Origin of the sequence: Streptomyces malaysiense (assembly GCF_000980885.2) — a bacterium.
Lineage (GTDB): Bacteria > Actinomycetota > Actinomycetes > Streptomycetales > Streptomycetaceae > Streptomyces > Streptomyces malaysiense.
Map to the genome: position 1 here is coordinate 88,574 of NZ_LBDA02000030.1, position 25,099 is coordinate 113,672.

23 protein-coding genes are annotated in these 25,099 nt (G+C 71.9%); 12 read left to right on the top strand and 11 right to left on the bottom strand.

Annotation, left to right across the window (positions count from 1 at the left end; all coding sequences use genetic code 11):
• Positions 1-8: 8 nt before the first annotated feature.
• Positions 9-551: a DinB family protein gene (locus VT52_RS13720; RefSeq protein ID WP_046418963.1), complete on the top strand. Its 543-nt coding sequence runs from the start codon at positions 9-11 to the stop codon at positions 549-551.
• A 58-nt stretch (positions 552-609) separates the two neighbouring features.
• Here the strand turns inward: VT52_RS13720 and gad are convergent, their stop codons facing one another.
• Positions 610-2,016: a glutamate decarboxylase gene (gene gad, locus VT52_RS13725; protein WP_046418962.1), complete on the bottom strand. Its 1,407-nt coding sequence runs from the start codon at positions 2,014-2,016 to the stop codon at positions 610-612.
• Between the two features lie 178 nt (positions 2,017-2,194).
• On the opposite strand from gad, the gene VT52_RS13730 reads away from it, so the two are divergent.
• A complete protein-coding gene (locus VT52_RS13730) occupies positions 2,195-2,956 on the top strand; it encodes a MerR family transcriptional regulator (RefSeq protein WP_046418961.1) in 762 nt (253 codons plus the stop codon).
• Positions 2,957-2,993: 37 nt separating this feature from the next.
• Here the strand turns inward: VT52_RS13730 and VT52_RS13735 are convergent, their stop codons facing one another.
• Complete coding sequence (locus VT52_RS13735; protein WP_046418959.1) at positions 2,994-3,359, bottom strand: YbjQ family protein; 366 nt, start codon at positions 3,357-3,359, stop codon at positions 2,994-2,996.
• Positions 3,360-3,493: 134 nt separating this feature from the next.
• Between VT52_RS13735 and VT52_RS13740 the strand changes: the two genes are divergently transcribed.
• Positions 3,494-4,567 carry a DedA family protein gene (locus VT52_RS13740; protein WP_046418956.1) on the top strand — a complete coding sequence of 358 codons (1,074 nt, stop codon included), beginning with the start codon at positions 3,494-3,496 and terminating at the stop codon, positions 4,565-4,567.
• 5 nt (positions 4,568-4,572) lie between these two features.
• Here VT52_RS13740 and VT52_RS13745 read toward each other — a convergent pair whose 3' ends face one another.
• Positions 4,573-6,228, bottom strand: coding sequence for a threonine/serine exporter family protein (locus tag VT52_RS13745; RefSeq protein WP_046418954.1), 1,656 nt, complete (start codon positions 6,226-6,228; stop codon positions 4,573-4,575).
• Between the two features lie 115 nt (positions 6,229-6,343).
• On the bottom strand, positions 6,344-6,835 hold the full coding sequence (locus tag VT52_RS13750; protein ID WP_037660367.1) for an inorganic diphosphatase: 492 nt from the start codon (positions 6,833-6,835) through the stop codon (positions 6,344-6,346).
• A gap of 124 nt (positions 6,836-6,959) precedes the next feature.
• On the opposite strand from VT52_RS13750, the gene dacB reads away from it, so the two are divergent.
• The 6 genes from dacB (at position 6,960) to folE (ending at position 14,658) form a co-directional block, all read left to right on the top strand.
• Complete coding sequence (gene dacB / locus VT52_RS13755) at positions 6,960-8,519, top strand: D-alanyl-D-alanine carboxypeptidase/D-alanyl-D-alanine endopeptidase (protein WP_046418951.1); 1,560 nt, start codon at positions 6,960-6,962, stop codon at positions 8,517-8,519.
• A gap of 107 nt (positions 8,520-8,626) precedes the next feature.
• Entirely contained in the window at positions 8,627-9,760 is a 1,134-nt protein-coding gene (locus tag VT52_RS13760; protein WP_046418949.1) for a zinc-dependent metalloprotease, read from the top strand.
• 191 nt (positions 9,761-9,951) lie between these two features.
• On the top strand, positions 9,952-11,019 hold the full coding sequence (gene tilS / locus VT52_RS13765; RefSeq protein ID WP_046418946.1) for a tRNA lysidine(34) synthetase TilS: 1,068 nt from the start codon (positions 9,952-9,954) through the stop codon (positions 11,017-11,019).
• Between the two features lie 90 nt (positions 11,020-11,109).
• Positions 11,110-11,670 (top strand): hypoxanthine phosphoribosyltransferase, encoded by a 561-nt coding sequence (gene hpt / locus VT52_RS13770; RefSeq protein ID WP_037660361.1) that lies wholly within the window; start codon positions 11,110-11,112, stop codon positions 11,668-11,670.
• Between the two features lie 219 nt (positions 11,671-11,889).
• Positions 11,890-13,929 (top strand): ATP-dependent zinc metalloprotease FtsH, encoded by a 2,040-nt coding sequence (ftsH, locus tag VT52_RS13775; protein ID WP_046418944.1) that lies wholly within the window; start codon positions 11,890-11,892, stop codon positions 13,927-13,929.
• 123 nt (positions 13,930-14,052) lie between these two features.
• A complete protein-coding gene (folE, locus tag VT52_RS13780; RefSeq protein ID WP_046418942.1) occupies positions 14,053-14,658 on the top strand; it encodes a GTP cyclohydrolase I FolE in 606 nt (201 codons plus the stop codon).
• Positions 14,659-14,701: 43 nt separating this feature from the next.
• Here the strand turns inward: folE and VT52_RS13785 are convergent, their stop codons facing one another.
• The 6 genes from VT52_RS13785 to VT52_RS13810 form a co-directional block, all read right to left on the bottom strand.
• On the bottom strand, positions 14,702-15,193 hold the full coding sequence (locus tag VT52_RS13785) for a DUF3180 domain-containing protein (protein WP_046418939.1): 492 nt from the start codon (positions 15,191-15,193) through the stop codon (positions 14,702-14,704).
• 80 nt (positions 15,194-15,273) lie between these two features.
• Positions 15,274-15,885, bottom strand: a complete 612-nt coding sequence (gene folK, locus VT52_RS13790) for a 2-amino-4-hydroxy-6-hydroxymethyldihydropteridine diphosphokinase (protein ID WP_046418937.1) — start codon at positions 15,883-15,885, stop codon at positions 15,274-15,276.
• Positions 15,882-16,241: a dihydroneopterin aldolase gene (gene folB / locus VT52_RS13795; protein WP_046418936.1), complete on the bottom strand. Its 360-nt coding sequence runs from the start codon at positions 16,239-16,241 to the stop codon at positions 15,882-15,884. Before folB ends, folK begins: the two co-directional genes overlap by 4 nt.
• Positions 16,242-16,499: 258 nt before the next feature.
• The gene (locus VT52_RS13800; RefSeq protein WP_046418934.1) at positions 16,500-17,042 is read right to left on the bottom strand and encodes a nuclear transport factor 2 family protein; all 543 of its coding nucleotides are present in this window, start codon (positions 17,040-17,042) and stop codon (positions 16,500-16,502) included.
• Complete coding sequence (gene folP, locus VT52_RS13805) at positions 17,039-17,929, bottom strand: dihydropteroate synthase (RefSeq protein WP_046418932.1); 891 nt, start codon at positions 17,927-17,929, stop codon at positions 17,039-17,041. Before folP ends, VT52_RS13800 begins: the two co-directional genes overlap by 4 nt.
• A 67-nt stretch (positions 17,930-17,996) precedes the next feature.
• Complete coding sequence (locus tag VT52_RS13810; protein WP_046418929.1) at positions 17,997-19,811, bottom strand: phosphatidylglycerol lysyltransferase domain-containing protein; 1,815 nt, start codon at positions 19,809-19,811, stop codon at positions 17,997-17,999.
• A 226-nt stretch (positions 19,812-20,037) separates the two neighbouring features.
• On the opposite strand from VT52_RS13810, the gene VT52_RS13815 reads away from it, so the two are divergent.
• The 3 genes from VT52_RS13815 to VT52_RS13825 all read left to right on the top strand — a co-directional run bounded on the left by VT52_RS13815 (position 20,038) and on the right by VT52_RS13825 (position 23,930).
• Complete coding sequence (locus tag VT52_RS13815) at positions 20,038-21,162, top strand: alpha/beta hydrolase (RefSeq protein ID WP_046418928.1); 1,125 nt, start codon at positions 20,038-20,040, stop codon at positions 21,160-21,162.
• Between the two features lie 96 nt (positions 21,163-21,258).
• Positions 21,259-22,695, top strand: coding sequence for a hypothetical protein (locus tag VT52_RS13820; protein ID WP_206306509.1), 1,437 nt, complete (start codon positions 21,259-21,261; stop codon positions 22,693-22,695).
• A gap of 83 nt (positions 22,696-22,778) precedes the next feature.
• Positions 22,779-23,930 (top strand): NADH-quinone oxidoreductase subunit D, encoded by a 1,152-nt coding sequence (locus tag VT52_RS13825; RefSeq protein WP_046418926.1) that lies wholly within the window; start codon positions 22,779-22,781, stop codon positions 23,928-23,930.
• 31 nt (positions 23,931-23,961) lie between these two features.
• On the opposite strand, the gene VT52_RS13830 is transcribed toward VT52_RS13825, so the two are convergent.
• Positions 23,962-25,014, bottom strand: coding sequence for an SAM-dependent methyltransferase (locus VT52_RS13830; protein WP_046418925.1), 1,053 nt, complete (start codon positions 25,012-25,014; stop codon positions 23,962-23,964).
• Positions 25,015-25,099 lie beyond the last annotated feature (85 nt).

A 25,099-nucleotide genomic window follows, 5' to 3' on the forward strand; every position in this document is an offset into this window, starting at 1 on the left:
GGCCGGTCATGGTCACGCAGGTGTCCGCGGAGGCGCGGGGCGACGAGCGAGGAGCGCTGCTGGCGTTCATCGAGGAGCAGCGCGGCGGGATCCGCCGTTCGGTGCTCGGACTGACCGAGGAGCAGGCCCGCACCCGGCCGAGCGCGAGCGAGCTGTCGCTGGGCGGGCTGCTCAAGCATGTGGCCGAGGTCGAGCAGATGTGGCTCGCACGGGCCAGGCAGGAGGTGCCGCCGGTGCGGCGGGACGAGTCCGACTGGCACGAGAGTTTCGAGCTGGTCGGCGAGGAGACGGTGGCCTCGCAGCTCGCCCACTGGGAGCGGATCGCCGCCGAGACGGAGGAGTTCATCCGCTCCGCCCCGAGCCTGGACGACACCTTCCCGCTCCCGCCGGACCCCTGGTTCCCGCCGGAGGGCCGCGTCTCCCTGCGCTGGCTCTGCCTCCACCTGATCCGCGAGACCGCCCGCCACGCGGGCCACGCGGACATCGTCCGCGAGTCCCTCGACGGGAAGACCGCGTTCGAGCTGGTGGCCCTGGAGCGGGCGAAGGGCTGACCGGAGCCCGCCGGGCCCCCGCCGGGCGGCGGCGGCCCGGCGCCACGCCCGGTGTGTCCTAATGGTGGAAGCTCGTCGCCGCCCCCTTGTCCCGGGTCAGCGGATGCGGCTGGCGGCGCAGTTCCGGCAGCAGGCGGGTCAGGTCGTCCAGGAAGAGGTCGGCCAGGTCGTGCGAGAAGCCGTTGCGGCACACGACGCGCAGGACGGAGAGGTCCTCCCGGTCGGCCGGGAAGGTGTACGCCGGGACCAGCCAGCCGCTCTCGCGCATACGGCGGGAGACGTCGAAGACGTCGTACGCCGTGACATGGTCGGCCGTGGTCACCGCGAACACCGGGAGTTCGTCGCCCCGGGTCAGGAGCCGGAAGTCGCCGAGGCCCTCGATGCGGTCGGCGAGGGAGCGGGCCACGTCCCGGGTGGACTGCTGGACCGCCCGGTAGCCCTCGCGGCCCAGGCGCAGGAAGTTGTAGTACTGAGCGACGACCTGCGCGCCGGGACGGGAGAAGTTGAGGGCGAAGGTCGGCATGTCACCGCCCAGGTAGTTGACCCGGAAGACCAGCTCCTCGGGCAGCGCCTCCGAGTCCCGCCACAGGGCCCAGCCCACGCCCGGGTACACCAGTCCGTACTTGTGCCCCGAGGTGTTGATGGAGGCCACCCGCGGCAGCCGGAAGTCCCACACCAGGTCCTCGTCCAGGAAGGGCGCCACCATCGCGCCGGACGCGCCGTCCACATGCACCGGAATGTCCAGGCCGGTGCGCTCCTGGAGGGCGTCCAGGGCCGCGCACAGGTCGGCGATCGGCTCGTAGGAGCCGTCGAAGGTCGAGCCGAGGATGCCGATGACGCCGATGGTGTTCTCGTCGCACAGCTCGGCGGCCGCCCGCGGGTCCAGGTGGTAGCGGTCGCCTTCCATGGGGACCTGCCGCGCCTCGACCTCCCAGAAGTTGCAGAACTTGTCCCAGCACACCTGGACGTTGATCCCCATCACCAGGTTGGGCCGCGCGCCCGGGTACCGGTCGGCGTTGTGCTGGGTCCAGCGCCGTTTCAGGGCCATCCCGGCCAGCATGCACGCCTCGCTGGACCCCGTGGTCGAGCAGCCCACCGCGGCCGCCGGATCCGGCGCGTTCCACAGATCCGCGAGCATCGCCACGCAGCGCCGCTCCAGCTCGGCGGTGCGCGGGTACTCGTCCTTGTCGATCATGTTCTTGTCCCGGCACTCCGCCATCAGCACCCCGGCCTGCGGCTCCATCCAGGTGCTGACGAACGTGGCCAGGTTCAGCCGGGAGTTGCCGTCCAGCATCAGCTCGTCGTGCACCAGCTGATACGCGGTCGTCGGCGGCATCGGGGCGTCCGGAAGCCGGTGCGTGGGCGGGGCCTCGGTCATACCGCCGACCGGGTTCGCCTCCCCGAAGAACGGGTTGACGGACAACACCCGCTCCTGATGCTTCTGCGGACCTTTGTGCAGGGCCATGGCTGCCTCCTCGCCGCCACCCTATGCAAGGCCGCCCCGCCACGACATCCGGAATGACCCGGACGCCTACCCTGACCCCGGTGCCCCGGAACCAGGGACGCGGCGGACTTGCACCTCACGCCACGTGAGGCCGCAGGCTGACCGTCGTACCGATCAACGAACGGAAGGAAGCGGACAGTTGAGCTACTCCGTGGGACAGGTCGCGGGGTTCGCCGGCGTCACGGTGCGCACCCTGCACCACTACGACGAGATCGGCCTCCTGGTGCCCGGCGGGCGCACCCATGCGGGTCACCGCCGCTACACCGAGGAGGACCTCGACCGGCTCCAGCGGATCCTGTTCTACCGGGAGCTCGGCTTTCCGCTCGACGAGGTCGCGGTGCTGCTCGACGACCCGGACGCGGACCCGTGCGCGCATCTGCGCCGGCAGCACGCCCTGCTGACCGCCCGGATCGAGAAGCTGCGCCGGATGGCCGAGGCCGTGGAACACGCGATGGAGGCACGCCGGATGGGCATCGATCTGACACCCGAGGAGCGGTTCGAGGTGTTCGGGGACGAGGACCCCGAGCAGTACGCCGAAGAGGCGGAGGCCCGCTGGGGCGACACGGCGGCCTGGGCCGAGTCCCAGCGCCGTGCCGCCGCCTACGGCAAGGAGGACTGGAAGCGGCTCAAGGCAGAGGCGGACGCCTGGGGCGAGCGCTACGTCCGGCTGCTGGCCGCCGGCGAGCCCGCGACGGGGGAGGCCGCCAGGGCCATGGCCGAGGAGCACCGGCAGCACATCAGCCAGTGGTACTACGAATGCCCCTACCCGATGCACCGCTGTCTCGCCGAGATGTATGTCGCCGACGAGCGCTTCACGGCGTTCTACGACGCGATGCACCCCGGGTTCGCCGAACACCTGCACGACGCGATCCTGGCGAACGCCGACCTGCGGCCCTCCTGAGCGGCCGGCGCGCTCCCGGACCGGTCCTGGTCCCGGGTCACTCCCGGGCCAGGACCACCGCCGTGCCGTACGCGCACACCTCGGTGCCCACGTCCGCCGCCTCCGTCACGTCGAACCGGAACGCGAGCACCCCGTTGGCGCCCCGCGCGCGTGCCTGCTCCACCAGGCGCTCCATTGCCTGGTTGCGGGTCTGCACGAGCGTCTTGGTGAGCCCCTTCAGCTCGCCGCCGATCATCGACTTCAGCCCGGCGCCGATCTGGCTGCCCAGGTGCCGGGACCGCACGGTGAGCCCGAAGACCTCGCCGATCACCCGTTCCACCCGGTGGCCCGGCACGTCGTTCGTCGTCACGACCAGTACGTCCGGCTGGGGTCCCTGACCGCCGCCGAAGTCGTCGAGTCCCATGGATCACCGCTTCCTTCCCGTCGTCCCGGGGGTCATCGGGGGAACCCGGGGCGGCCATGTCACGTTGATAGCTTTGTGCGGCCCCACCCGGTCACCGTAGCCGCCCCTTCTCCCCCCTTCAGGAGCCCGGACCCGTGATGACACTCGCCCTAGGCCCGAGCTGGCTCGATCCCAACTACCTGCTCGACACGTACAGCGTCTGGGGTCTGCTGCTCATAGTCTTCGCCGAGTCCGGTCTGCTCATCGGCTTCTTCCTGCCCGGCGACTCGCTGCTGTTCACCTGCGGTCTGCTGATCACCTCGCACCAGCTGGACTTCCCGCTGTGGGGCGCGATCGCCCTGATCTGCGTCGCCGCGATCCTCGGCGACCAGGCGGGCTACATGTTCGGCAAGAAGGTCGGGCCGTCCCTGTTCAACCGGCCCGATTCGCGCCTGTTCAAGCAGGAGAACGTCGTCAAGGCGCACGAGTTCTTCGAGAAGTACGGCCCCAAGTCGCTGATCCTGGCCCGCTTCGTGCCGGTGGTGCGTACCTTCACACCGATCATCGCGGGCGTCAGCGGCATGCGTTACCGCTCCTTCCTGATCTTCAACGTCATCGGCGGCACCCTGTGGGGCGCGGGCGTCACCCTGCTCGGGTCCTGGCTCGGCAACATCGCCTTCGTGAAGGCCAACGTCGAGGCGATCCTGATGCTGATCGTCCTCGTCTCGGTGGTGCCGATCGCGATCGAGTACCTCAGGGCCCGCGGCAAGAGCAAGAAGGCCCCCGCGGAGCAGCCCCGCCCCGCCGCCGAGTCGCCGCGGTTCCCGCGGCCGCCGGTCATGGACGACGCCACGACCCGGCTGCGCCGCATCGAGCCGGACGAGCCCTACGGGCAGCGGCCGCAGGGCGGGCAGCAGCAGTACGGCGGCCAGGGGCAGGACCAGGGCCACGGCCACGGCCACGGCCACCAGGGCTACGGCGGCCAGGGGCACGACCAGGGCTACGGCGGCCAGGGCTACGGCAACCAGCCCTGGCCCCAGTACGAGCAGCCTCAGCAGCAGCCCCAGTACGAGCAGCCTCAGCAGCAGCCCCAGTACCAGCAGCCCCAGCAGCAGGACTGGAACGAGCCGCAGCAGCCGTACTACGACCCGCGGCAGTATCCGCAGCAGCAGCAGCAGCAGCAGAACCAGAACCAGGGCCAGTACCCCTACGACCACCGGGAGCGGTAGACCGCTCAGAACCCCCTGGTCCGCTTCGCCGCCCGGCGCTTCCCGGGGGAGCCGACCCGCAGGAAGAGCCGGAAGATCTCCGAGCCCAGGTTGACCCCGATCGCGATCGCCATGGCCAGCGACGCCGCGTTGGCCAGTGACACCAGCCCCTTGTCCACGTGGTTCTGGGCCATGTTCAGCAGCCCGAAGTACGTGGCGGAACCGGGCAGCAGCGGTCCGATCGCCGCCGTGGTGTACGGCAGCGCGGAGGCGAACCGGTAGCGGGACAGCAACTGCCCGAACAGTCCGACCAGGCCGGCGGCGACGGCCGTGGAGGCCACCGGCGAGATGTCCGCGACATAGTGCATCGCGCCGTACACGCTCCAGGCGACGCCTCCGTTGAGGGTCACCCAGAGCACGGTGGAGCGCTCCTGCTGGAGCAGCACCGCGAAGGTCAGCGACAGCAGCATGGAGGCCGCGATCTGGACCAGGGGCCGCCCGGAGATGTGCAGCGCCGCCTCCGGGTTGAGCTCCCCGCCCACCTTCACGCCGAAGTACAGGACGAGCAGCACGCCGGCCACGATGCCCACGAAGAAGTACAGGACCTCCAGGAGGCGGGCCGAGGCGGTGATGTAGAAGCCCGTGAGGCCGTCCTGGACGCCCGCCACCAGCGCCCGTCCGGGCAGCAGCGCGAACAGCCCACCGGTGATCACCGCGGACGCCTTCACGTCCGCGGGGGACAGCGCGAACGCCACGCCGATCGCCGCGGGCGGCATCGCGGCCACCGTGAACTGGTAGAACTCCGGCAGCCCGCGCCCCGCGCACAGCCAGGCGAGCCGGTCGCCGAGCATCGCGCCGACCGCCGCCGCGAAGAACACGATCAGGCCACCGCCCACCAGCGTCGAGGCGGCGCCCGCCAGCAGCCCGCTGGCCAGGGTCAGCGCCCAGCCCGGGTAGGGGTGCCGGTTGCGGCGTATCTCCGCGAGGCGCCGGTAGGCCTCCTCCAGTGAGACATGGGTCTCGGGGTCGGTCAGGTCGTCCACCAGCCGGAAGACGGCCGCCAGCCGGGTGTAGTCGGTGCCCCGGCGCCGTACCGTCCGCGAGGCCGTCACCGGGTCCTCGACCAGCGACGGCTGGTGCGAGATCGACAGCAGGGTGAAGGTGACGTTGGGCTCGCAGCGGTCCAGGCCGTAGGACCGGCACACCGCGAACATCGCGGCCTCCACGTCCTCCGCGCCCTCGCCGCCCGCGAGCAGCAGCTCACCGATACGCAGGGTCAGGTCCAGCACGCGCGGGACGGCCGGGCCGCTCTCCTCCTCGTGCTGCACCGGTTCGGGCGCGGGCCGGTCCGCCACCGACATGCGCAGCATGGTGCGCATCCGGTCCTGCCAGGGCGCGTCCTTGACCAGGCTGACCAGCGGCACGCCGGTGGCCGGTGTGAACGCGGCCAACCCGCCCTGGGGCCCGTACGTGCTCGGCGTGCTGAACGCGGACCCCTCCGGCTCCCCGGCCGGCGGCTGCGGCGTGAGCAGCCCCCGCGGCACCTGGAACTCGGAGGTCGTCTCCGGCTCGCCTCCCGTCCTCGGGACGTCCAGTCCCTTGGGGACGGCGAACTCCGAAGTGATCTCCGGGTCGTACCGCGCCTCGTCCGACCGGGGCTTGCGGTCGTCCGCCTCCGTCACCTCGCACCGTCCCCTGAACGACACCTTCCGCTGGCCTCAGTATGCGCATGCACCGTCGGCGGACATGCAAACGGGCCGCACACAAACGCGTGCGGCCCGTTTCGCGAACCGGGGGTCAGTGACCGCCCTGCTCCTTGAAGCGCTTGTAGGACCGCTCGATCTCCTGCTCGGCCTCCGTGCGGCCCACCCAGTTGGCGCCCTCGACGGACTTGCCGGGCTCCAGGTCCTTGTAGACCTCGAAGAAGTGCTGGATCTCCAGGCGGTCGAACTCCGACACGTGGTGGATGTCGCGCAGGTGCTCCACCCGGGGGTCGGTGGCCGGCACGCACAGCAGCTTGTCGTCGCCGCCCGCCTCGTCCGTCATCCGGAACATGCCGATCGCGCGGCACTTGATCAGGCAACCCGGGAAGGTCGGCTCGTCGAGGATGACCAGCGCGTCCAGCGGGTCGCCGTCCTCGCCGAGGGTGTTCTCGACGAATCCGTAGTCGGTCGGGTAGGCGGTCGAGGTGAAGAGGCGACGGTCCAGGCGGATCCGACCGGTCTCGTGGTCCACCTCGTACTTGTTCCGCGAACCCTTCGGGATCTCGATCGTGACGTCGAACTCCACCGGTGGCTCCTTCATGATCAGCACATAGTTCTGGTGGTTAAGTGTCCCTCACGCAGGTGTGTGATCGCGAAAGGGGCTGGTGGTCGTGCCAGAGCTCGGACCTTGGCGGGCCGCGGGACCGCGGATGAGGAGGATCGCGAGCGCCGTGCGACCGCGTTTCGCGCGTGCCGTGCGAACGGCGAAGCCGCAGGCCACGCGCTTGATTTCCACGGTACGACCGCTGCTCGCCGACCTCCCCCGTCCGCGTTCCCTCAGCACGTTGCAGTACACCGCGGGCGCCGCCACCGCCGGCCTGGTGCTCGCCGCCGGTGTGGTGACGCTGGCCGGGCCGTGGGACGCCACCGGTCAGCGTACGGCCGAGCGGGACCGGGCGACCGCCCTGGAGCACGCACGTGGCGCAGATCACGGACCGGGCCGCGGGCCGGCGGCCGGCCCGCGGCCCGCGCCGAGCGCGGGCGCCGTCCTGGCGGGCCTGGGCCCCGCGACCAGCCCCGTGGACACCCGGCAGGCCCCGGCGGCGGGCGGGACGGCCCTGGCGGACGTCCTGGGGCCGCTCCTGGGCTCCGCCGCGCTCGGGGAGGGCCATACGGCGGTGGTGGTCGACGCGGCAACCGGCAAGCGGCTGTACGGCGTCGACCCCGACAAGGGGCTCACTCCCGCCTCCACGACCAAGCTCGCCACCGCCACCGCCGCACTGAACGCGCTCGGCCCGGACCACCGCTTCACCACCCGGGCCGCGCTCCTCGGCGGCACCCGCGAACTCGTCCTGGTCGGCGGCGGCGACCCCACGCTCACGGCGCGCGCGAAGTCCGGGGGATGGGCGAGCCTGCGGACCCTGGCGACGCGGACGGCGCGGACCCTGCGGGAGCGCGGCATCCACAAGATCGCGCTGTCGTACGACACGAGCCTCTTCACCGGTCCCGCCCTGCACCCCATAGGGGTCAACGACAATCTCGCGCCGGTCAGCTCCCTCGTCGCCGACGAGGGCCGTACCGACGACTCCACCAGCGGGCCGGTGCGCCGGGTCGCCGATCCGGCGAAGGACGCGGCGCGGAAGTTCGCGGGCTTCCTCAAGGCCGCCGGCGTGGACACGACCGGCCCCGCCCCGGCCAAGGGCACCGACCACGCGGAGACCGTCGCGAGCGTCTCCTCGCCGCCGCTGTCCGCCCTGGTCGAGCGCATGCTGACCTACAGCGACAACGACATCGCCGAGGCCCTCGCCCGGCAGACCGCCCTGGCCGCCGGGCAGCCCGCCGACTTCGGCGGGGGCGCGAAGGCGATCGCCGCGCAGCTGCGGAAACTGGGCCTGCCTCTCACCGGCACGTCCTTCCACGACGGCAGCGGCCTCGACCGCGCCGACCGGGTCACGGCCGACCTCCTGACCGCGATCCTGGTCGAGGCCGGCACCCCCGCCCACCCCGGCCTGCGTCCGCTGCTCACCGGCCTGCCCATCGCCCACTTCACCGGCACGCTGACCAGCCGCTACGCCGACGGCGCGGCCGGTCTCGTGCATGCCAAGACGGGCACCCTGACCGGCGTCAACACCCTGGCCGGCACGGTCGTCGACCAGGACGGCAGGCTGCTGGCCTTCGCCTTCCTGGCCTCCGGCACGACCGACCCGATGGCCGCCCAGGCGGCTCTGGACCGGACGGCGACGGCACTGGCGGCGTGCGGCTGCGGCTGACGTGCGGGCCCCGCCGCACCGCGGCGGGGCCCGCTCCGATCCGGTGTCCCCCCGAACCCGGCGTCCACGGCCTGCCCCAAGTGGTAACGCTCACGTACCGTTGACGCATGACAGGCTTCGGAGGCACCGCATCCCCCGGAATGGTCGACTGGAACCTCGCGGTGACGACCGCGACCCGGCTCGCACGGCCCGGCCCCGACGTCACCCGTGACGAGGCCCGGTCCGTCGTCGCGGAGCTGCGGCGGCACGCGAAGGCCTCGGAGGAGCACGTGCGGGGCTTCACGCGGCTGGAGACCGAGCAGAGCCACGACACCCCCGTGCTCGTCGTCGACCGCCCCGGCTGGGTCCGGGCCAACGTCGCCGGCTTCAGGGAGATCCTCAAACCGCTCCTGGACAAGATGCAGGAACGCCGCGGCGGCACTCCGGGCGGCGCCGTCCTCGGCGCCGTCGGCGGCAAGGTCACCGGCGTGGAACTGGGCATGCTGCTCTCGTTCCTCTCCTCCCGGGTCCTCGGCCAGTACGAGACGTTCGCCCCCGCCGGCCGCGATCTGCCCGCCGGCGCGAACGGCGGCGGCCGCCTGCTGCTCGTCGCGCCCAACATCGTCCATGTGGAGCGCGAACTCGACGTCGAGCCGCACGACTTCCGCCTGTGGGTGTGCCTGCACGAGGAGACCCACCGCACGCAGTTCACGGCCGTGCCCTGGCTGCGTGACCACCTGGAGGGCGAGATCCAGTCTTTCCTGGCGGAGACGGACGTGGACCCCATGACCTTCCTGGAGCGGGTGCGGGAGGCGGCCCAGTCCCTCGCCGGGGGCCGTCCGGAGGCCGAGGAGGACGACGGCGGCCGCTCCTTCGTGGAACTGGTGCAGACCCCCGCCCAGCGTGAGATCCTCGGCCGTCTCACCGCCGTGATGTCCCTGCTGGAGGGCCATGCCGACTACGTGATGGACGGGGTCGGCCCGAGCGTCGTGCCGTCCGTGGCCGAGATCCGGGAGAAGTTCCAGCAGCGGCGCGCCAAGGGCGCCTCCCGGCTCGACCAGGCCCTGCGCAAACTGCTGGGCCTGGACGCCAAACTGAAGCAGTACCGGGACGGCGAACGCTTCGTACGAGCCGTCACGGACCAGGTCGGTGTCGACGGCTTCAACCGTGTGTGGACCTCGCCCAACACCCTGCCCACCAAGGCGGAGATCGCCAAACCGGCGGACTGGGTCGCGCGGGTGCACCGCAAGGCCGACTCGTGAAACGCACGCCGGGGTCGTGAATCGAATCCGGCCGACGGCAGTCGAACGCCCCTCCAATCACCCGTCCGAGGGACCGTGAGTCATGCGTAGGCGTGCAATGCTCGGGGAACGGCCCGCTTCTGTCACCATCTACACACTCTGAGTGACCGAACCGGGCTCACCCCCCGAATACTTCATGAAGGGAACCGGACATGGGTCCCCATCCTGCGGTCGCGGCGATACGCCTGGCGGTCCGCCGCGTCCTCCACGACATCCTGAACACCGTCCCGACCTCCGGCGAGCGTCCGGACCGGCCGGCCGAGCGGCTCCCCTCCCCGCTCGGATCCACCCTCGTGTCCCCGCCCGAGAGCCCCCTCGTGCTCGTCGCGTGCTCCGGCGGCGCCGACTCCATGGCCCTCGCCTCCGCCCTCGCCTTCGAGGCCCCCCGGCTCGGCCTGCGGGCCGGCGGCATCACCGTCGACCACGGCCTCCAGCCCGGCTCGGACCTGCGCGCCGACGAGGTCGCCCTGCGCATGCGCGGCCTCGGCCTCGACCCCGTCGAGTCCGTCTCCGTCGACGTCGGCCGCGACGGCGGCCCCGAGGCCGCCGCCCGTGACGCCCGCTACGCCGCCCTGGACGCCGCGCTCGACCGCCACGGCGCCGCCGCGGTCCTGCTCGGCCACACCCGCGACGACCAGGCCGAGACCGTGCTGCTGGGCCTCGCCCGCGGCTCCGGCATCCGCTCCCTGTCCGGAATGGCCGCGGTCTCGGGGGCCGGCGGCCGTTACCGGCGTCCCTTCCTCCATCTCGACCGGCAGACCGCCCGCAAGGCCTGCATGGTCCAGTCCCTGCCCGTCTGGGACGACCCGCACAACACCGATCCCGCATACACCCGCTCCCGGCTGCGCCACGAGGGCCTGCCCGCCCTAGAGAAGGCCCTCGGCAAGGGCGTCGTCGAGGCGCTCGCCCGCACCGCCCAGCTCTCGCGCGACGACGCCGACGCCCTCGACTCCTGGGCCAGCCAGGCCGAGGCCTCCGTACGGGACGCCGCGGGACTGCTGGAGTGCGCCAAGCTCTACGCCCTGCCGCCCGCCGTGCGCCGCCGGATCCTGCGCCGCGCCGCCATCGAGGCGGGCGCTCCGGCCGGTTCCCTGTTCGCCCGTCACATCGAGGAAATCGACCGTCTGATCACCGGCTGGCGTGGCCAGGGAGCCATCAATCTCCCGGGCAGGGTCGTCGCCCAGCGGCAGGGTGGCAGACTGGTGATTCGGCAAGGCTGAATCCCGACCGTCCGGAGCGACCCTCCGGCGGCCGGCACGGGGCGGCCGGAGGCCGTGATTGCGGCCGTAAGTGCGGGACGACCGAAAGTGATGCGGGTGGACGCGAAAGACATGGGTGCCGACCTCGAGAAGGTGCTCATCACCAAGGAAGAGATCGACGCCAAGCTGGCCGAGCTGGCCGCGAAGATCGACGCGGAGTACGCGGGCAAGGACCTGCTGATCGTCGGCGTCCTCAAGGGCGCGGTGATGGTCATGGCGGACCTCGCGCGGGCGCTGTCCACCCCGGTCACCATGGACTGGATGGCCGTGTCCTCCTACGGCGCGGGCACCCAGTCTTCCGGTGTCGTGCGCATCCTCAAGGACCTCGACACCGACATCAAGGGCCGTGACGTCCTGATCGTCGAGGACATCATCGACTCCGGGCTGACCCTGTCCTGGCTGATCAACAACCTCGGTTCGCGCGAGCCCGCCTCCCTCAAGGTGTGCACGCTGCTGCGCAAGCCGGACGCCGCCAAGGTCGCCATCGACGTGGAGTGGGTCGGCTTCGACATTCCGAACGAGTTCGTCGTCGGCTACGGCCTGGACTACGCCGAGAAGTACCGCAACCTGCCGTTCGTCGGTACGCTCGCGCCGCACGTCTACGGCGGCTGAGGCCGGACCGGGCGCCTGGGCTGAGCCACTCGGCCCAAGCCCGGCGAGGTGATCGGGAACCCCGGCGGGTCCCGTGCCGTTGAAGCATGCAGAGACGGGTTCCCCGGCTCTCGAAACGGCTTCTCGCGGCTTCGGGCGCCAAGGCTGGGGTACCGTCGGAAGAACTGTCTTATCAAACTCACTGTGGCAGGAGGGACGGGGCGGCACCGCTCCGTATGGATGGACGTGAAGCGATACTTCCGTGGGCCGGTCATGTGGATCGTGCTGGCCGTCCTTGCCGTGGTCGTGTTGATGCAGGTCGTCGGCTCGTCCGGCGGCTACAAGTCGGTGGACACCGGCCAGGTCGTCGCGGCGATCAATGCCAACAAGGTCCAGTCGGCCAAGCTGACCACCGGCGACGAGCAGACCATCAAGGTCACGCTCAAGGACGGTCAGAAGGTCGAGGGCAGCTCCAAGCTCCAGGCGAGCTATATCGGTGACCAGGGCGCTCAGCTCGCCGACAATCTCCAGACCAGGTACCAGAACAAGCAGATCCCGGACGGCTACACCGTCTCGCCGTCGAAGCAGAACCCGTTCGTCGGTGTCCTGCTCTCCCTGCTGCCGTTCGTTCTGATCGTCGTCGTCTTCCTGTTCCTGATGAACCAGATGCAGGGCGGCGGCTCCCGGGTCATGAACTTCGGGAAGTCCAAGGCCAAGCTCATCACCAAGGACACCCCGAAGACGACCTTCTCCGACGTCGCCGGCTGTGACGAGGCGGTCGAGGAGCTCCACGAGATCAAGGAGTTCCTCCAGGAGCCGGCCAAGTTCCAGGCCGTCGGCGCCAAGATCCCCAAGGGTGTGCTGCTCTACGGCCGCCCGGGTACCGGCAAGACCCTGCTGGCGCGTGCCGTCGCGGGCGAGGCCGGGGTGCCGTTCTACTCGATCTCCGGTTCCGACTTCGTCGAGATGTTCGTCGGTGTCGGCGCCTCCCGCGTCCGCGACCTGTTCGAGCAGGCCAAGGCGAACGCCCCGGCGATCGTCTTCGTGGACGAGATCGACGCGGTCGGCCGCCACCGCGGCGCCGGCCTCGGCGGTGGTCACGACGAGCGCGAGCAGACCCTCAACCAGCTGCTGGTCGAGATGGACGGCTTCGACGTCAAGGGCGGCGTGATCCTGATCGCGGCGACCAACCGGCCCGACATCCTGGACCCGGCGCTGCTGCGTCCCGGCCGGTTCGACCGCCAGATCGCCGTCGACCCGCCGGACCTCCAGGGCCGTCTGGAGATCCTCAAGGTCCACCAGAAGGGCAAGCCGGTCGCGTCCGACGTCGACCTGGCCGCCGTCGCCCGCCGCACCCCCGGCATGACCGGCGCCGACCTGGCCAACGTGCTCAACGAGGCGGCGCTGCTCACCGCCCGCAGCGACCAGAAGCTGGTCGACAACAAGGCGCTGGACGAGGCGATCGACCGCGTGGTCGCGGGCCCGCAGAAGCGGACCCGGATCATGTCGGACAAGGAGAAGAAGATCACCGCGTACCACGAGGGCGGTCACGCCCTGGTCGCGGCGGCCTCGCCGAACTCCGACCCGGTGCACAAGATCACGATCCTGTCCCGCGGCCGCGCCCTCGGCTACACCATGGTCCTGCCGGACGAGGACAAGTACTCGACCACGCGCAACGAGATGCTCGACCAGCTCGCCTACATGCTGGGCGGCCGGGCGGCCGAGGAACTGGTCTTCCACGACCCGACCACCGGTGCCGCCAACGACATCGAGAAGGCCACCAACCTGGCCCGCGCGATGGTCACGCAGTACGGCATGACCGAGCGGCTCGGCGCCATCAAGTTCGGCGGCGACAACAGCGAGCCCTTCCTCGGCCGGGAGATGGCGCACCAGCGCGACTACTCGGAAGAGGTCGCCGCGCTGGTGGACGAAGAGGTCAAGAAGCTCATCGAGACCGCGCACAACGAGGCCTGGGAGATCCTGGTCGAGAACCGCGACGTGCTCGACCACCTCGTCCTCCAGCTCCTGGAGAAGGAGACGCTGGGCAAGGAGGAGATCGCCGAGATCTTCGCCTCGATCGTCAAGCGTCCGGCGCGGCCCGCCTGGACCGGCTCCTCGCGTCGTACCCCGTCCACCCGCCCGCCGGTGCTCTCCCCCAAGGAGCTGGCACTGACCAACGGTGCGAACGGCACGACCGCCGCGATCAGCACGGTCAAGTCCACCGCCACCGAGTCCGCCCCCGTGGCGGACCAGACCCCGGAGGAGCGCCCGGAGAGCTGACCGCACCTCGGTCGCTTCCCGGCCACTCGGGCCCGGAATGAACGCCGCGCCCCCCAGGTTCTAGCCTGGGGGCGCGGCATTTTCCTTATGCCCGCACGTGGGACGACAGGAACGAGGCACCAGATGACCGACCCGGTGACGCTGGACAGCGAGCGCCCCGTCGGCGAGTTCGACGAGAAGCGCGCCGAGAACGCCGTACGCGAGCTGCTGATCGCCATCGGTGAGGACCCCGACCGCGAGGGGCTGCGCGAGACGCCGGCCCGGGTGGCGCGGGCGTACCAGGAGATCTTCGCCGGCCTGTGGCAGCGGCCCGGGGACGTGCTCACCACGACGTTCGACCTGGGCCATGACGAGATGGTCCTGGTCAAGGACATCGAGGTGTACTCGACCTGTGAGCACCACCTGGTGCCGTTCCGGGGCGTCGCCCACGTCGGCTACATCCCGTCGGTCTCCGGGAAGATCACCGGCCTGTCCAAGCTGGCCCGCCTGGTGGACGTCTACGCCCGCCGGCCGCAGGTGCAGGAGCGGCTCACCACGCAGATCGCCGACTCCCTGATGGAGATCCTGGAGCCGCGCGGCGTCATCGTGGTGGTCGAGTGCGAGCACATGTGCATGTCGATGCGCGGCATCCGCAAGCCGGGCGCCAAGACCATAACGTCCGCGGTGCGCGGTCAGCTGCGGGACGCGGCCACCCGCAACGAGGCCATGAGCCTGATCATGGCGCGCTGAGCCGGGGTCCGGACCGCGCGGCCGGGCTCCGGGGGACCGGCGGTCAGGCCGCCGGTTCCGCGCCCTGGTGGTGGTCCTGGTCGTCGTCCTCGGGGAGCTTGCAGACGCGCTCCAGGAAGAGGGCGGCCGCTATCACGGCGAGTCCGGCGAGGACGGAGAAACCGGCGTAGAAGGCCTGGTCGCGGCGCGCCGGGAGGTCGAGCAGTTCCAGCAGGAACACGCCCGTGCCGCCGTACATCCCGGCGACGAGGGCGGCGACCAGGGCGCTGGCCTGGGCGAAGACGACCGCGCGGGCCGCCATCAGCGGGTCGACGCCCTTCGCGCCGGGGCGCCGCTCACGCTGCGCCTTGAAGCGGGCCCGCAGCGACAGCGCCGTGGCCAGCAGGACCACGGCGATCAGGGCGAGCACGACGGGCGCGGCCAGGGGGACGCTGGGCAGGGTCCCGATCGAGTTCCAGAGGCGGGCGCCCGCCCAGGACAGGATGCCCGCCACGACGAACACGCCGACCAGCACCCTGATGCGCAGCTCTCTCACGGTGTCCCTTCAGTTCCCCCGGACCGGGTCCCGGATGATGCCCGGACGCTCGGCCGCCGGGTCGTCGTCGACCTTAACGACTACTCGGGCAGTCGGAGTTCCAGGTCCGTGCGCGGTTCCACGCCCTCGCGGGTGACGGCGGCGAGCAGTTCGGCCACGGCACCGCGGCCGGGCAGCTGGGCGCCGGGGTCCACGTCGTGCCAGGGCGCGAGCACGAAGGCGCGCTCGTGGGCGCGCGGGTGGGGCAGGGTCAGCCGCGGGTCGTCGGAGGTGACGTCGGCGTAGGCGACGATGTCCACGTCCAGGGTGCGCGGGGCCCAGCGCTCCTCGCGGACGCGGTTGAACGCCTCCTCGATGGCATGCCCCCGCTCCAGCAGGGAGGAGGGCGGCAGGGTGGTCTTCAGGGCCACGACCGCGTTGAAGTACGACGGCTGGCTGCCGGGCTCGACGCCCCACGGCTCGGTCTCGTAGACCGGCGACACGGCCTTCACACGGACGCCGGGCGTGTCCTCCAGCGCGTCCACGGCGCCCTGGAGGGTCTCCAGGCGGTTGCCGAGGTTGGAACCGATGGAGATCACGGCCCACTTGGGGTTCTGGAGGGTGGTGTCCGCCGCGTCCACCCGCTCGACGACCGAGGCGGGCACCGGCTGGACGGTCGGGTCACTCTGACCCTGGACGAAAGGTCGGGTCATACTCGGCTCCGGGTGATGGTGACGGTCACGTCGTCGAAGGGGACGGTGATCGGGGCGTCCGGCTTGTGGACGCACACCTCGACCTCCTGGACCCCGTCGTGTTTCAGGCAGGTCTGGGCGATCCGTTCGGCGAGGGTCTCGATGAGGTTCACCGGCTCGCCCTCGACCACGGCCACGACCTCCTCGGCCACGATGCCGTAGTGCACGGTCTTCGTCAGGTCGTCGTCGGCCGCGGCCGGCCGGGTGTCCAGGCCCAGGACGAGGTCCACGAGGAAGGTCTGGCCCTCCTCGCGTTCCCTGGGGAACACACCATGGTGCCCGCGAGCCTTCAGGCCGCGCAGCGCGACACGATCCACGCGAATCACTCCTGCAATCGTCGGGAACGACCGGTCGTACCGCGTGCGTGCGAGACACCGGTCGCACACGAATCTACCTGCGGGCGCCGACAGCGCCGGGCCCCAGGGGCGTGGGCGTGGCCGGGAGCGGCGGGTTCCACCGCCCGTTCTCCCCGGTGGACCCGGTCGTGCCGGGGGCTCGTAGCCGGTCATACCCAGGGGTAGGTGATTCCGGACACTTATGGGAACCATCCGCCCGACCGCCCTCTTCCCGCCCGCTCAGCCGAGGGGACCGTCGTCCGGATTCAGGCCTTTCGTGCCGTTGCCGTCGGTCTCGGTGTCATCGTCGTCGGTCTCGGCGAGCACGGGGGAGGCGTGGTGGGACCAGAGCTTCCAGCCCTCCGGTGTGCGCCGGAACACATTGGTGGCGACCACGAGCTGGCCGACCAGCGGCCCGAGTTCGTCGCCCTCCGCCGGTGCGGGGCCGCCGCTGAGGATGTTCTCGGTGCAGGTCACCAGCGCGGTGTCGCCGGTGACGGAGACATGCACGTCGGTGAGGAAGAACTGGATGTAGTCGGTGTTCGCCATGATCAGGGCGTACGACCTGAGGACCTCGCCGCGCCCGGTGAGCACCGGCCAGCCGGGATGCACGCAAGAGATCACGCCGGTGTCCGCGGGGTCGTGGTACTCCTCGTCCACACCCAGGTCGGCGGGGGTGAGCCAGAGGGCCGAGACCTCCTCGAAGTCGCCGCGCTCCAGGGCCTCGTAGAAGGCGGTGTTGGCGGCTTCGACCTGTTCGACGTCGGTGTGCGGGGCGCTCACCGGGCTCCGTCCGTCGCCCGGTCCGCGGTCCGGGCCTCCTCGACCGCGCGCGCGACCCGTACGGCGTCCGCGGTGGCGCGCACCTCGTGGACCCGTACGGCCCAGGCGCCGGCCTGCGCCGCGAGCGCGGAGACGGCGGCGGTGGCGGCGTCGCGCTCCCGGGCGGGCGGGGGCGCGCCCTCGGGCCCGGCCAGGACCCGGCCGAGGAACCGCTTGCGGGAGGCGGCCACCAGCAGCGGGTGGCCGAGGGCGGTCAGCCGGTCGAGGTGGGCGAGGAGGGCGAGGTCGTGCTCGGCCTCCTTGGAGAAGCCGAGGCCGGGGTCGACCACGATCCGGTCGGGCGCGATGCCGCCGGCCAGCACGGCGTCCACCCGGGCGCGCAGTTCGTCGACGACTTCGCCGACGACGTCGTCGTAGACCCCGTGGACGGCGGCGCCCTCCAGGAGGCCGCGCCAGTGCATGACGACGAAGGGGGCGCCGGCGTCGGCGACGACCGGGATCATCTCCGGGTCGGCGAGCCCGCCGCTGACGTCGTTGACCAGGGCCGCGCCGGCCGCGAGGGACCGGGCCGCGACCGAGGCGCGCATGGTGTCGACGGAGACCACGACGCCCTCGGAGGCGAGTCCGCGCACGACGGGGACGACCCGCCGCAGCTCCTCGGCCTCGTCCACCCGGGTGGCGCCCGGACGGGTGGACTCGCCGCCCACGTCCACCAGGTCGGCGCCCTCGGCGACCAGGTCGAGGCCGTGCTTGACGGCCGCGGTGGTGTCGAACCAGCGGCCGCCGTCGGAGAAGGAATCGGGGGTGACGTTCACGACCCCCATGACCGCGCACCGGTCCCATGCCGGAAGGCCCGCCACCCGGCCGCGCCCGCTCTGGTTGTTCATACGTTCAGCGTAGGCCCAGGGCGGCGCCGCCACGGCCCGGAGGGCTCGGGCGGCGCCGGACGGACGATCACGCCGCGCGGGCGTCCCGTTCGGTCACCGTGTGGGCGCACACGCGCTCGGCGGCCGAGCGCCGGCGGCGCAGGAAGCGGGGCAGCGGCAGGGCGAGGTTGACGAAGCCCTCGGCCTGCATGGTGGCGAAGCCGATGCGGGGCAGGTCGGTGGTGGCCCGGTAGACGATGAAGCGCGGCTCCCAGCGCGGCTGGAACTTGGCGTTGAACTTGTACAGCGACTCGATCTGGAACCAGCGCGAGAGGAACACCAGCAGCCCGCGCCAGGCGCGCAGCACCGGGCCCGCGCCGATCTTCTCGCCGCGCGCGAGGGCGGAGCGGAACATGGCGAAGTTCAGCGAGACGCGGGTGACGCCGAACTTCGGGGCGGCCTGGAGGGCGGCCACGATCAGCAGTTCGTTCATGCCGGGGTCGGCGCTGCGGTCGCGGCGCATCAGGTCGAGCGAGGCGCCGTCCGTGCCCCAGGGCACGAAGTGCAGGATCGCCTTCAGGTCGCCGTACTCACCGGGCTCGTCGTCGGCCTTGTGGGCGGTGGCTATGAGGCAGTCCCCGTCGGACGGGTCGCCGATGCGGCCCAGTGCCATGGAGAAGCCGCGCTCGGTGTCGGTGCCGCGCCAGTCCTCGGCGGCCCGCCGGACACGCTCGAGCTCCGCGTCGCCGAGGTCATGGATACGCCGCACCCGGGTTTCGTAGCCGGCCCGCTCGATGCGCTTGACCATCTGCCGGACGTTGCGCATGGCGCGCCCGGCGAGCGAGAAATCCGCCACGTCCACCACCGCCTCGTCGCCCAGTTCCAGGGCGTCCAGGCCGGTCTCGCGGGTCCACACCTCGCCGCCGGTCTCCGAGCAGCCCACGACCGCGGGGGTCCAGGAGTGCGCCTTGGCCTCGTCCATGAAGCGCTCGATGGCGCCCGGCCAGGCCTCGACGTCGCCGATGGGGTCGCCGCTGGCGAGCATCACGCCGGAGATGACGCGGTAGGTGACCGCGGCCTTGCCGCTGGGCGAGAAGACGACCGCCTTGTCGCGGCGCAGCGCGAAGTGGCCGAGGGAGTCGCGGCGGCCGTGCTTGGTCAGCAGCTCCCGCAGTTTCACCTCGTCGTCCTCGGTGAGGCGGGCCGCCGGGTGCTCGGGGCGGAAGGCCAGGTAGATGGTGGTGACGGCGGTGAGCCAGCCGAGGGCGCCGAGCGAGAAGGCGACGGTCCAGGAGGTCGCGCCCTGGTAGTCGACCGGGCCCTCGAAGCCGAGCAGGCCGTAGACGACATGGGTGAGCCGGTCGGCCAGGCTCGGGTCGCCCAGCGTGCGGTGCGGGTGGACGCTGACGATGACCAGCCCGAGGACCAGCGAACCGGCGCTCATCAGCACGAAGTTGGCGAGTGCCCGCCAGCGGCTGCGCGGGTCGGGAAGGGCCGCGAACTCCCGGCGGTGCCACACCAGCGGCACCAGCAGCAGGACCGTGATCAGTACGCCGATCAGCGAGTGCCGGTAGGCCAGTTGGGCCACCGCGCCGGCCGGGAGGAGCGCGACCGCGGCACGCCATGCCCGGCGCTTGCGCCGCCTGAGTCCGTGCGCGAGCAGCAGCAGCAGCACACCGGCGCTCAGCGAGAGCGCCGCCGCGAACGGCCCGAAGGAACCGGGCAGTACCTCGGCGATGGCGTGCATACGGCTGTGCCGGAAGCGCGGGAAGACCCCGGCGGCGATGTCCAGGAGCCCGACGAGGGCGACCGCCCTGCCGACCAGGCCGGGAACGGCCTCGGGGCGCGGGCCGCGCAGTATGCGCCGCGCCCGGCTTGATCGGCCCGGAACCCCGCCCGACATTTCCCCATCTATCCTGACAGACATCGCATCCCGTAGTTCTGCGAGAGACCTTGAACCCGGGCCCGATCGGGCATCCGGTGACATTGCGCCCTCTAGGACGGTGTCTTGGGGAGAGAGGTTCACTCCCCACCGGAAAGTCGGGCCAAAGGCCGAGGAAAGTCCCGGGCAAACCCACGCGACGACGTGTGGGCGCGCGACGGGCCTGGAGCGCAGGCAGGAACAGTCCATGGGTCTCACGAGCAACAAGGTCCTGATGCTGGCGGTCGTGTTCGCCGTGGTGCTGTTCGCGGGCACGGTGTGGCTGTGGCCGCGCCTCGCCCGGCAGAACTGGCGGGCCGTCGGCGGCCGGGTCGGGCTGCTGCTCGCCACCCAGGTCGCGGTCTTCGCCTCGGTGGGCCTCGCCGCCAACCAGGCCTTCGGCTTCTACGGCACCTGGGCGGACCTGTTCGGGCAGGAGGACGGCCAGGGCGTGGTCGTCGACCACATAGCGGACGGCGCGGGCAGTCCGATCCGGGTGGTCTCCACCTCACGGGTGGTCGGGGTGAGCAGCGGTCTGCCGCAGGTGGCCGGGCAGATCCAGAAGGTCGACATCCTGGGCCGTACGACGAGGATCGCGGCGCCGGCGTTCGTGTACCTGCCGCCGGAGTACTTCCAGCCGGGCGGGCGCGACCGCAAGTTCCCGGTCTCCGTCGTCCTGACCGGCTACCCCGGCACCGCGCAGGCGCTGGTGGACAAGCTGCACTACCCGAGCACGGCGCAGAAGCTCGCCAAGGGCGGCAAGATGCAGCCGATGATCCTGGTGATGCTGCGCCCGGCGGTGGCGCCGCCGCGGGACACCGAGTGCGTGGACGTGCCCGGGGGTCCGAAGACGGAGGAATTCTTCGCCAAGGACCTGCGCGACTCGGTGATGAGCCGTTACCGGGTGGACGCCACGCCCGCGAGCTGGGGCATCATCGGCGACTCGACCGGCGGGTACTGCGCGCTGAAGATCGCCATGCACCACCCGAAGTCGTACGGCGCCGCCGTGGGCCTGTCGCCGTACTACAAGGCGCCGATCGACCCGACCACCGGCGACCTGTTCCACGGTGACAAGAACCTGCGCAATCGTGCCAACCTCTTCTGGCTGCTCAAGCACCAGTCGGCCCCCGAAACGTCACTGCTCGTCACCAGCAGCAAAATCGGTGAGCACAACTACAAGGACACGCTTCGGTTTATCAAGAACGTCCAGGACACGAACGTGACCAGGATTTCTTCGATCATCCTCCCGAGCGGCGGCCACAACTTCAACACCTGGCGCCGGGAGATCCCGGCGGCGCTCCAGTGGCTCGGCGCCCGGCTCGTCTCCCACTGAACGTCCCGGTCCTGACGCCCCGTGAAGCACACGGAATGGCCGTGTTTTTGCGGGGCGGGGGTCCATCATTCCCCTACGCGCGGTAAGTTTCTGGCCATGCCACGTGGACGCCATCGCCATTCCCCGCCTCTGCACCGGCTGTTGCCTCCCTCCGCGATCGCCGGCGTCTCCGTCGCGTGCGCGCTGGGCCCCTGGGTCTTCTCCGAGGCCGCGGTATTGCGCGTACTCGCCGGGGCCGCCGCGGCGACCGCCCTCGCCGGTGCGTTCGTGATGCGCCGCTGGGACATCCACGCGGGCAAACAGGTCGCCGACCTCACCCGCGCCCGCGCCAGTGACGAATGGCGTTTCGAGGAACGGGTCGCGGAGCTGGAGACCGACCTGGAGGAGTCGCGCGAACTGCGCGGCAAGCTGGAGCAGCGGCTGCGCGCCAAGCGCGCCGAACTGGCGGGCCTGCGCAACGAGCACGCCGCCCTGCTGCGCCGCTACGCCACCGCGGAGACCGAGCGCGCCAGCGCCCTGGAGGGGCGCCGCCTGCTGGAGATCGAGTCGGGCGCGCCCGCGCTGGAGCCGGCCGGGCTCACGGCGCCCTCGCTGCCGTCCCGCGCGGTCTCCCCGGCACTGCCGCCGGCGCGGAGCGCGGAGCCGGACACCGCCGAGGGCAAGGAGACGGAGAAGGCGTACGACGTCTTCTCGGCCGAGGGCGCCAAGCTGTACGGGCGGGCGCTGCGGGCGCTCGCGGCGTTCGAGCGGGATGCCGCGGGGAGCGCCGGGAGTGCCGGGAGCGCCGCTGTGGCCGCGTCCGCCGCCGAGACGGCGGGCGAGGACGAGGCCGGTGCCAAAGGGGAGGGCGCCGAGGGGGACATAGCCGGACGGGACGAGGCGCGCGCCGAGGCCGCGCCGGAGACCGAGGCCGCGCCGGAGACGGGGACCGCGCCGGAGGACGGGTCCGCACCGGACGCCGAGGACGCCCCCGGTGCCGGGAGCGCCGGGACCTTCGAGAACGCTGAGAACTCCGAGGGCGTCGAGAACACCGAGAGCGCCGAGGACGTGCCGGGCGGGGAAGCGGTGCGGGACCGGCCACCGGCGGCCGACGGGCACGCGCCGGCCGCCGGGCCCGCCGCGCCGGAGACCGCCGCCGCCCCCGGGGCCCCGGCGGGCCCCGGGGCTCGCGAGGTCCCCGCGGCTTCCGCTTCCGACGCACCCGCGGGACGGACCTCCGCCGGGCACTTCACCGTGCCGACCGCCGTGGCCGTCGTACCGGCGACGCCCGCGCGGCGCCCGCTGGCCGAGGGCGGTTTCGACTTCTTCGGCACGCAGAAGGAGGCGCCCGAGGCCGCGCTGGACGCCGTGCAGAACGAGGACCTGGCCGATGTCGTCGGCCAGGAGGCGCTGGCCGTGCACAAGGCCGAGGCGGAGGCGGAGTTCAAGCCCGCCGCCGACACCGTGCGCGGTGTCGGCCAGGTCATCGACCTGACGGCGCACGACGAGACCGAGGTGATCGACATCCAGGGGCTGCGCAGCGCGGCCTCCTGACGACGGCACGTCCGCCACAGGGCCCGGCCCCCGCACGGGGGAGCCGGGCCCTCGCGCGTCCCGGCATGGGGGAGACTGGGGGCATGAGTCCTACGACGCAGACCACGGTCGGGATCGGCGGTGCCGCGGAGAGCACCGACATGGTGCTCAACATCGGGCCCCAGCACCCGTCCACGCACGGCGTGCTGCGGCTCAGGCTGGTGCTGGACGGTGAGCGCATCGTGCGGGCCGAGCCGGTGATCGGCTACATGCACCGCGGTGCCGAGAAACTCTTCGAGGCGCGGGACTACCGGCAGATCATCATGCTGGCCAACCGCCACGACTGGCTGTCGGCGTTCTCGAACGAGCTGGGTGTGGTCCTCGCCGTGGAGCGGATGCTCGGCATGGAGGTGCCCGAGCGCGCGGTGTGGACGCGCACCCTGCTCGCCGAGCTGAACCGGGTGCTCAACCACCTGATGTTCCTCGGCTCCTACCCGCTGGAACTGGGCGGGATCACGCCGGTGTTCTACGCGTTCCGTGAGCGCGAGGTGCTCCAGAACGTCATGGAGGAGGTCTCCGGCGGGCGCATGCACTACATGTTCAACCGCGTCGGCGGCCTCAAGGAGGACCTGCCGGCCGGGTGGACGGCACGCGCCCGTGCCGCCGTCGCGGCGGTGCGCTCGCGCATGGACGTCTTCGACGACCTGGTGCTCGGCAACGAGATCTTCCGGGGGCGCACGCGCGGGGTCGGCACGCTCGCTCCCGAGGCGGTGCACGCCTATGGCGTGAGCGGGCCCATCGCGCGCGGTTCGGGCGTCGACTTCGACCTGCGCCGCGACGAGCCGTACCTGGCGTACGGCGAACTGCGGGACACGCTGAAGGTCGTCACCCGCGACGAGGGCGACTGCCTCGCCCGTTTCGAGGTGCTGCTGGCGCAGACGCACAACGCGCTGGACCTCGCGGACGCCTGCCTGGACCGGATCGCCGAGCTGGCGCCCGGTCCGATCAACCAGCGTCTGCCGAAGGTGCTGAAGGCGCCCGAGGGGCATACGTACGCCTGGACCGAGAACCCGCTCGGCATCAACGGGTACTACCTGGTCAGCAAGGGCGAGAAGACCCCGTACCGGCTCAAGCTGCGCTCGGCCTCGTACAACAACATCCAGGTGCTGACCGAGCTGCTGCCCGGGACGCTGGTCGCGGACATGGTGGCGATCCTGGGCTCGATGTTCTTCGTGGTCGGCGACATCGACAAGTAGCCGGCGCGCGGACCCGGACGGGCACGCCGGTTCAGGCCAGCGGGTCGGCGACGTCCACCGCCCGGACCAGCCAGCCGAAGTCGCCGAGCCCGCCCCGGGCGGTGAGTTCGGCGGCCTCCCCGGCGCTCGCGAGGGCGCGCACATAGGCGGCGGGGTCGGTGGAGGCGAGCGCGAGCGGGGGGCGTGCGCCGGTGATGCCGAGGGCGTTCAGGGCGGCGCGTTGGGTCAGCAGGCGTGCGGGGGCCGGACGCTCGCCCGGCCCCCGCACGGCCGGGCGCCGGCCCGCCGCCGCGCACGCGTCCAGCGCGACATGGGCCGTGATGTCGCAGGTCCCGTCCGGTACGGGGGCCGTCTCGCGGCCCGCGCGGAAGCCGGTGAGGGTGCCGAACGGGGGGCGCGCGTCGGCGGTGTGGGCGTAGTCCACGGCCACCGCGAGCCCGCGTACCACCCGGCCCTGGGCCGCCGCCCACGCCCGGTCGCGGGGCAGCCCGATCTCCGCCCGCGTGCCCTCCCCGGTCCCCAGCGGCCACCACCGGGCCAGCCAGTCCGCGTCCGCGCCGGTCACCGGATCGCCGAGGCTCTCGGTGCCGTCGTCGCCGACGAGCACGTACCGGGGCACGCCCGCCGGGTCCGTCTCGGCCACGTCCACGGGCACGTTGTCCAGCCACTCGTTGGCGAACAGCAGCCCGGTGATCTCCGCCGGGGGCTCGGCGCGCCAGACGACGCGTTCGTCCAGGTCCGCGGGGCGGCCGGCGATCTCGACCGCACATGGCCGCACGCGTGCCGCCACCTCCCGCGGCAGCGCGGCGAGCACGCCGGTGACCAGTTCGCCCCGCCCGGCGGCCATGTCCACGAAGTCCAGCCCCTCGGGCCGTCCCAGTGCCGTGTCGACCCGCTGGAGCAGCTCCGCCACGGCCCCCGCGAAGAGCCGCGAGGCGTGCACGGACGTACGGAAGTGCCCGGCGGGCCCCTCCGGGCGCCGGTAGAAGCCGGCGGGGCCGTACAGGGCCTCCTCGGCCGCCGCCCGCCAGCCGCGCGGGTTCCCGGGCGTGTTCCGCCGCTGCCCTCGCGTCTCCTGCGTCACCGCACCAGCGTAGGCCCACGGGTGATCATCTCCTCCACCTTGGGGAGTATGTGCGCCGGGCCCGGATCGGCCCTCCGGTTGACCC